At 51.1% G+C, this 7,893-nt stretch carries 5 protein-coding genes; all 5 read left to right on the top strand.

All coding sequences use genetic code 11. The features are described 5' to 3' along the window. Positions 1 to 92 precede the first annotated feature (92 nt). The 5 genes from acnD to B4U49_RS02120 all read left to right on the top strand — a co-directional run bounded on the left by acnD (position 93) and on the right by B4U49_RS02120 (position 7,754). Positions 93 to 2,696: a Fe/S-dependent 2-methylisocitrate dehydratase AcnD gene (acnD, locus tag B4U49_RS02140; RefSeq protein WP_275078270.1), complete on the top strand. Its 2,604-nt coding sequence runs from the start codon at positions 93 to 95 to the stop codon at positions 2,694 to 2,696. Continuing rightward, the gene (prpF, locus tag B4U49_RS02135; RefSeq protein WP_078082938.1) at positions 2,693 to 3,889 is read left to right on the top strand and encodes a 2-methylaconitate cis-trans isomerase PrpF; all 1,197 of its coding nucleotides are present in this window, start codon (positions 2,693 to 2,695) and stop codon (positions 3,887 to 3,889) included. Before acnD ends, prpF begins: the two co-directional genes overlap by 4 nt. Positions 3,890 to 4,348: 459 nt before the next feature. Further along, entirely contained in the window at positions 4,349 to 5,056 is a 708-nt protein-coding gene (locus B4U49_RS02130; RefSeq protein WP_078082937.1) for a hypothetical protein, read from the top strand. A 179-nt stretch (positions 5,057 to 5,235) separates the two neighbouring features. Next, positions 5,236 to 6,549: a helix-hairpin-helix domain-containing protein gene (locus B4U49_RS02125; RefSeq protein WP_143735479.1), complete on the top strand. Its 1,314-nt coding sequence runs from the start codon at positions 5,236 to 5,238 to the stop codon at positions 6,547 to 6,549. Positions 6,550 to 6,677: 128 nt separating this feature from the next. Then, positions 6,678 to 7,754, top strand: a complete 1,077-nt coding sequence (locus B4U49_RS02120) for a hypothetical protein (RefSeq protein WP_078082935.1) — start codon at positions 6,678 to 6,680, stop codon at positions 7,752 to 7,754. Positions 7,755 to 7,893 lie beyond the last annotated feature (139 nt).

Below are 7,893 nucleotides of genomic sequence, written 5' to 3'. Positions count from 1 at the left end.
ATGGATGGGTTTACGGCGTGTCCAGCAAAGGGCTGCCCGTCAGCAGAGCCGCCACACAATCGACCCGACTGAATGACCCGACTGGGTGACAAATGATGAACACCGAATTCCGCAAAAAACTCCCCGGCACAGACCTAGATTATTTCGATACCCGTGAAGCGGTCGAAAACATCCAGCCGGGTAGCTACGAAAAACTGCCGTACACCTCGCGCATCCTTGCCGAAAACCTCGTGCGTCGCTGTGAGCCCGAAAAACTCACCGCAGCCCTGAAACAAATCATCGAACGCAAACGCGACCTCGACTTCCCCTGGTTCCCCGCGCGCGTCGTTTGCCACGATATTCTCGGCCAGACCGCACTGGTGGACCTCGCCGGCCTGCGCGACGCCATCGCAGAGAAGGGCGGTGACCCCGCCAAAGTAAACCCGGTAGTGCCCACCCAGCTGATCGTCGACCACTCCCTGGCCGTCGAACACCCCGGTTTTGAAAAAGATGCCTTCGAAAAGAACCGCGCCGTGGAAGAGCGCCGCAACGAAGACCGCTTCCACTTCATCAACTGGACCAAAACCGCGTTTGAAAACGTCGACGTGATCCCGCCCGGCAACGGCATCATGCACCAGATCAACCTGGAGAAAATGTCTCCGGTAGTACAGGTGAAAGAGGGCGTTGCCTTCCCGGATACCTGCGTCGGCACCGACAGCCACACCCCAATGGTCGATGCGCTCGGCGTAATCTCCGTGGGTGTGGGCGGCCTGGAAGCCGAAAGTGTCATGCTCGGCCGCGCCTCCTACATGCGCCTGCCCGACATCGTCGGCGTCGAACTGACCGGCAAACTGAAGCCCGGCATCACCGGTACCGACATGGTGCTGGCATTAACCGAATTCCTGCGCCGTGAGCGCGTAGTGGGTGCGTATCTGGAATTCTTCGGCGAAGGCGCCTCCAGCCTGAGCCTGGGCGACCGCGCCACCATCGCCAACATGACCCCGGAGTACGGCGCCACCGCCGGCATGTTCGCCATCGACGAGCAAACCATCGACTACCTGAAGCTCACCGGCCGCGATGACGACCAGGTAGCTTTGGTTGAGAAGTTCGCGCAAGAAACCGGCCTCTGGGCAGACAGCCTCAAAAATGCGGAATACGAGCGCGTACTCAAGTTCGACCTCTCTTCCGTAGGCCGCAACCTCGCCGGCCCGTCCAACCCGCACGCACTGCTGCCGGTATCCGAACTGGCCAACCGTGGCATCGCCAAAGAATGGGAAGAGAAAGAGGGCGAAATGCCGGACGGTGCCGTGATCATCGCCGCAATCACCAGCTGCACCAACACCAGCAACCCGCGCAACATGATTGCCGCGGGCCTGATCGCGCGCAACGCCAACAAGCTCGGCCTGACCCGCAAGCCCTGGGTAAAAACCTCTCTGGCACCGGGCTCCAAGACCGTAAAAATGTACCTGGAAGAAGCTGAGCTGCTGCCGGAACTGCAGCAACAGGGCTTCGACGTAGTCGCGTTTGCCTGTACCACCTGTAACGGCATGAGCGGTGCGCTGGACCCGAAAATCCAGAAAGAAGTCATCGATCGCGACCTGTACGCCACCGCCGTATTGTCCGGCAACCGCAACTTCGATGGCCGTATCCACCCGTACGCCAAGCAGGCCTTCCTGGCTTCGCCGCCGCTGGTAGTCGCCTATGCGATTGCGGGCACCATCCGCTTCGATATCGAAAAAGATGTACTGGGCCACGACAAAGACGGCAACCCGGTGACCCTGAAAGATATCTGGCCGAGTGACGAAGAGATCGACGCGATCGTCAAACAGAGCGTGAAGCCCGAGCAGTTCCGCGAGGTCTACATCCCGATGTTTGACCTGAACAAGGCCGAAGCAGAGAAGGGCGAGCCGCTGTACCACTGGCGCCCGCAGAGCACCTACATCCGCCGCCCGCCATATTGGGAAGGCGCACTGGCAGGTGAGCGTACCTTGAAAGGCATGCGCCCGCTGGCGGTGCTGGGCGACAACATCACCACCGACCACCTGTCGCCGTCCAACGCGATCCTGGCCAGCAGCGCCGCCGGTGAGTACCTGGCGAAAATGGGCCTGCCGGAAGAGGACTTCAACTCGTACGCCACGCACCGCGGCGATCACCTCACCGCCCAGCGCGCCACCTTCGCCAACCCGAAACTGTTGAACGAAATGGTGCGCGACGACAACGGTGCAGTGAAGCAGGGCTCTCTTGCGCGCATCGAGCCGGAAGGCAAGGTCACCCGCATGTGGGAAGCGATCGAAACCTACATGGACCGCAAGCAGCCGCTGATCATTATCGCCGGCGCCGATTACGGCCAGGGCTCCTCCCGCGACTGGGCCGCCAAGGGCGTACGCCTCGCTGGTGTGGAAGCGATCGTCGCGGAAGGCTTCGAGCGCATTCACCGCACCAACCTCATCGGCATGGGCGTACTGCCGCTGGAATTCCAGCCCGGCACCACCCGCGAAACCCTGGGGCTGGACGGAACCGAAACCTACGACGTACTCGGCGAACACACTCCGGGCGCAACCCTGACCCTGCTGATTCACCGCAAAGATGGCGAAACCGTGGAAGTCCCGGTGAAATGCCGCCTGGACACCCAGGAAGAAGTCTCCATCTACAGCGCTGGCGGCGTACTGCAGCGCTTCGCCAATGACTTCCTCGAAGCCGAGGGTGCCGCGCAATGACAACATCTGTACCGCAAATCCATGCCCCTCAAATAAGGGTGCCCGCCACCTATATGCGTGGCGGCACCAGCAAGGGCGTGTTCTTCCGCCTGCAGGACCTCCCGGAATCCGCACAGGTTCCGGGTGCCGCGCGCGACAACCTGCTGCTGCGGGTGATTGGCAGCCCCGATCCCTACGGCAAGCAGACCGACGGCATGGGCGGAGCCACCTCCAGCACCAGTAAAACCGTCATCCTGTCGAAGAGCGAGCAGCCGGATCACGATGTGGATTACCTGTTCGGCCAGGTCTCCATCGACAAGCCGTTCGTGGACTGGTCCGGCAACTGCGGCAACCTCACCGCCGCCGTCGGTGCCTTCGCCATCAACAGCGGTTTTGTGGATGCAGCGCGGGTTCCAGAGAACGGTATCTGCACCGTGCGCATCTGGCAGGCCAACATCAACAAAACCATCATCGCCCACGTACCCATCACCAATGGGGAAGTGCAGGAGACCGGTGATTTCGAGCTGGACGGCGTCACTTTCCCGGCGGCAGAAGTGCAGATCGAATTCATGGACCCGGCGGATGGCGAAGGAGCCATGTTCCCCACCGGCAACCTGGTGGACGATTTAGAGGTACCGGGCGTCGGCACCCTGAAAGCCACCATGATCAACGCCGGTATCCCCACCATCTTCATCAACGCGGCGGATATTGGCTACACCGGCACCGAACTGCAGGAAGCCATCAACGGTGACGACAAGGCCCTCGCCATATTCGAAACCATCCGGGCCCACGGCGCAGTAAAGATGGGCCTGATCGCAAAGGTGGAAGAGGCAGCCGCGCGCCAGCATACCCCCAAGGTCGCGTTCGTCGCGGCACCCAAGGGCTATGCGGCCTCCAGCGGCAAGCAAGTGGCCGCGGGCGATATCGACCTGCTGGTGCGCGCGCTCTCCATGGGCAAACTGCACCACGCCATGATGGGCACCGCTGCTGTCGCCATCGGTACCGCTGCTGCCATTCCCGGCACACTGGTCAATCTGGCCGCTGGGGGAGGGGAGCGCAATGCGGTTACCTTTGGCCATCCGTCAGGCACATTGCGGGTTGGTGCGGAAGCGGAAGTGGTGAATGGGCAGTGGACTGCTACCAAGGCCATTATGAGTCGCAGTGCGCGGATTTTGATGGAAGGGTGGGTGCGGGTGCCTGGGGACAGCTTTTAGGTGAATCGTTTCGGCCCCCTCCTATGGGGGCTGGCGCTTATTCTGGTGGTCTAGAAAGCGAGCTTCTTACGAGGCTCGTTTTTTTGTGTGGGAGGTTAGTTTAATACAGGTCATTCAAAGAGAAGCTTCTTTTATCTTTATCTGGATTGCTCCTTTTTGGGTTAAGTCATTGACTTACTAGGCAATTTAAATACTATCTGATCGCATATGCGCAGAATTAATAAAGGATTGTCCCTGCTTATTTTTAGCTGAAGACGTGAAGAGGTGTGAAATAGTGATCTAGGGAAACTTCGTTTGATAATCTCTGGGGCAGAGTTCCAGAGGGTCACTATGAATAATGCGCTATTTTTAAATTCTGTATTAGATAACCAATTCGAATAACGTGAAATTTACTATCTGAGGTTGTAAAGGTTGACGGACAGTGATTGTTTTTCAAAGCTGTTATGCGGACAGCAATTTGTGGAAGGAAGTGAAATAGACGATATATTGTCGCACTTGTCCACCTCAATTAATCATGTGATATCTGAAATACTTGATTTGCCAAATACTACAGATGAAAAGCTTTCTCTGTATGGTCCGTATCTAGGCCGATCTTTGCTTGAGCTTTCTGCTACGGCACTTATTGCAAGGTTAGACCCGTTTAAAATTATATTGATTAAGGGTAAGCAGGAAACATCTGAATACGATCTGGGTAAGCCGCATTCTACTGCAATTAGATGGCAAGGGGATATCGTTGACGTAGCGGTACCTGATCTATGGGCTGAAAAGAGTCTGAAAAACCCTACGAGGGCTCTTTTAGGTGCCTATCAAATAGAGCTTGTGCTGAAAGATAGTGCGCAAAAGATTGTTGATGAGGCTGATGAGCAATCCTTAGGTACTTGGTACTCGGAGTTGACAAAAACTGATACCAAAGGACTGTTTAGCACCTTGAGAGGAAAAATTACCGCATTATTTTCATCGTTTTCAAAAGGTGTACATCACGAGCTGCTAATCCCGAATCAGTCAGTTTTGGATAGAGATACCGTCTACAGTTTGATTAATGATGCATTTTTCGTTGTGGCAACTCTCGGGTTGTTGCTATCGCGAGTCCCGCACGCTTATCAGAAGTCTTCCATTGCGGACTGCGATATATGCTATAAAAATGCTAAAGAGTTGGAGCTAGGTTAAAAATGGAACAAGAGGCATACGAAGATAACTCCCTAGTTCTAGCGGCAGAGGACTTCGAGTTAGACGAGTTTGAGAGGTATCATTACTTTACAACCCAAGATAGGCGGTGTATTGCAAAGCTGCGCGCGCATGGCCCTGTTCTTCTTAAGGGAGCACGAGGCTGCGGGAAAAGTGCGTTAATGATTGAAGCGTCTCGAGGCTTATATCCTCGAGATAATAGTAGTGGTGCGATAGGAATTTACATTAGCCTGCGACACTTAGGGTTACTACAGTCGGAAGGATCTAAGTATATAGAGCTGTTCTGCAATTTGGTTGTGTCTGAGCTATACAGTCAGCTTGACCTGCAGGGAGGTGAGACTGATATAGATTCAGTCCCAGAATTGCAGCAGCTAATAACCCAGATTGCAGTTGACAATGGAAAAAGAATTGTCTTGTTATTTGATGACGCGGCACATATCGGTCGAGAAGCAAGTCTTTCGGATTTTTTTGATGTATTTAGAACTCTTTCTAATAACTTAATTTCTTGTAAGGCATCAATTTACCCTGGCGTCACAAAATTTGGTGTCCGTTTTGATGTGTACAATGATGCTACTGTAGTTGATGTGAATCGATCGGAAACCGCTGACGATTTTCCTCACTTGTTTCAAGAAATCCTTGATAGAAGATTTTCCGAATCTTTACGGGATGAAAAATTTGGAAGGCACCTTCCAAAGATTACTGTTTGCAAGTTGCTGGGAATGGCCGTCCTCGGAAATATGCGGTCATTTATTTACAGCTGCAATGAGTTAATAACATCATTAAATGGTCATGAAGGCGTAGTTTCGATTTCGCATATTTCGAGAGCATTCAAGCAGCTTTCCAATAACTACTTTTGGCCTCTTCTTGAAGAGGTTGAACCTAAGCTGGGCGTATATCAGCCAATGGTTGACCCTGCAAACCAGATTGCGCACATTTTGCTCGAAAAGGCTGGGGAAAAGGGTGAGCGGTCAGCAATAATTTTGCGTGAAATTGGTCAGCGCTTGAATAAGCCTCTGGAAATATTGGAGTACGTGGGTTTTATCGCGCGAAAAGAAGTTTCTCGAGCTATGAAATCTCGAGGTAGAGGTACAAGATATATCCTTAACCTCTGTAATTTAACTGAATATCTGGATCAGACTAGAATAAATTCAATTATTACAGATAAGTTTTTGCAGTTTCATGAAGAATCAGTTGAATTTCATCGTGGAAGTGATCTGTATAAGCTTGAATTGCCGGAACCATTAGAAGGGCATGATCTGGATATATTAGACAAGCCTATAACGATACTAAGAAAGTCAAATGCATACCCATATGGCCTCACAGAATATATGCTAAGTTTGCTGGCTGGGCATAACTTTGATGATCTCGAGGCACTCGTGAATGCTAGTGATGAGGATTTGCTGGCAATTGAAAACATTGGGCCTCAAATTCTAAAGCGTATTAGAAGTACCGTGAACCAAGCGATTTGGATGTAGTTATTTGTTAAGTGGATTGGTGCTCTGAAGGAGTCTCTGGATCCGGAATATTTTTAGGGGGAGGTGTTTTCCAGGATTAACTGTCAATCTTATAATAAATATTTACTTGCATTAATCGGGCAAGCATAATGGGTAAGACAATTAACATTCGATTCGTTGTTCCACTAAGTGATGAGGAATGGGGAGGGCCTTCCATTCACTTTTTTAAGTGGATTCCTGAAGATCTTTCGGATGCAATAGTTATAAATGACGGCTCGAAAAACGTATCCATTTCCATTGATAAATCATGTGTTACTAGTCTTCATGAATTGACGGAAGAGCGAATTAGTAATTGGGTTAATATTCTTGTATCAAAATTAATCGTTAATGTCGAGGTGGTAGATGTTGATGATGATTTTGCTGCTTTCATTTTCAATGAAAGCATAACCACAAGCGAGACTCATGATAACCCTCAGTCAGCGCGTAACCGACATGGAAAGCTAAAAGAGCGATATGAGTGCCTGGGTGTTGAGGTCGCTCAACTTTCTGTTAAGGCTGTTAATCGTTTAATATCTTATGCGCGAAATGTTAAGGGTCAATATTGGCTAACAGAGTATAAATTTACCCGAGATATGCTGGGTAACCTAAATAATAGGTTTCACGCAAAAGCTAAGATTGATGATGGTGGATGGTTTCACTGGCGCCCTTCTAACGTTACAGTCTTGAATGGGCGTATTCTCCCTGATGAATTAGCTATCAAAAGTGATGAGTGGGCTGGTGTTTCTCAATTTGTCACTGGCTCTATTAGGCCAAACTTGGTCTTTGAGCTTCTCGCGAATTCGGAGCAGCTTTTTGATGGGGGGCATATGAGAAGCGCCATAATTGAAGTTGTCTCTGCGCTCGAGGTTTCTGTTTCAAAGTTTGGTAGTAATGCAGCAATCGAAATGCTATCAGAATACACGCCAATAGACCGGATAGACATTGATAGACTTGGCGTGCAAATTCGTCACTTGGGGCTTTCTGGCTCAATTAGATACTTAATTCCAATGTTGTTGCCAGTTGATGTGGTGCCGGCCACTGTGCTTTCAAATTGCTTCAAGGCGCTTGAGATTAGAAATAATGTGGTTCATCAGGGGCAGAGAGATGTCTCTCCTAACTTGGTTAGAGAAGTATTGTCGGGGGTGAAATTTTTCTGTCGTGTGCTAGATAAGTACACTAATCAATAAGCTGAGCTGATAAATAAAAAATATAAATCGTATAATAAAAAGGACACCCACCAAATCGTAAAATATAAAGGACACCCACCAAATGGTGCCTAACAGCACAAAGCGTCCGTCACGAATATTTTTGCTTGCGCGCAAGAAG

The sequence above is a fragment of the Microbulbifer mangrovi genome (genome assembly GCF_002009015.1).
Classification (GTDB): Bacteria; Pseudomonadota; Gammaproteobacteria; order Pseudomonadales; family Cellvibrionaceae; genus Microbulbifer; species Microbulbifer mangrovi.
The sequence above is the reverse complement of the archived record's forward strand: the minus strand, read 5'-3'. Positions and strand labels throughout refer to the sequence as shown.

Coding starts and splice junctions, on each gene's coding strand:
- acnD (WP_275078270.1), top strand. CDS start 93: ATGATGAACACCGAATTCCGCAAAAAACTCCCCGGCACAGACCTAGAT.
- prpF (WP_078082938.1), top strand. CDS start 2,693: ATGACAACATCTGTACCGCAAATCCATGCCCCTCAAATAAGGGTGCCC.
- B4U49_RS02125 (WP_143735479.1), top strand. CDS start 5,236: ATGATTGAAGCGTCTCGAGGCTTATATCCTCGAGATAATAGTAGTGGT.
- B4U49_RS02120 (WP_078082935.1), top strand. CDS start 6,678: ATGGGTAAGACAATTAACATTCGATTCGTTGTTCCACTAAGTGATGAG.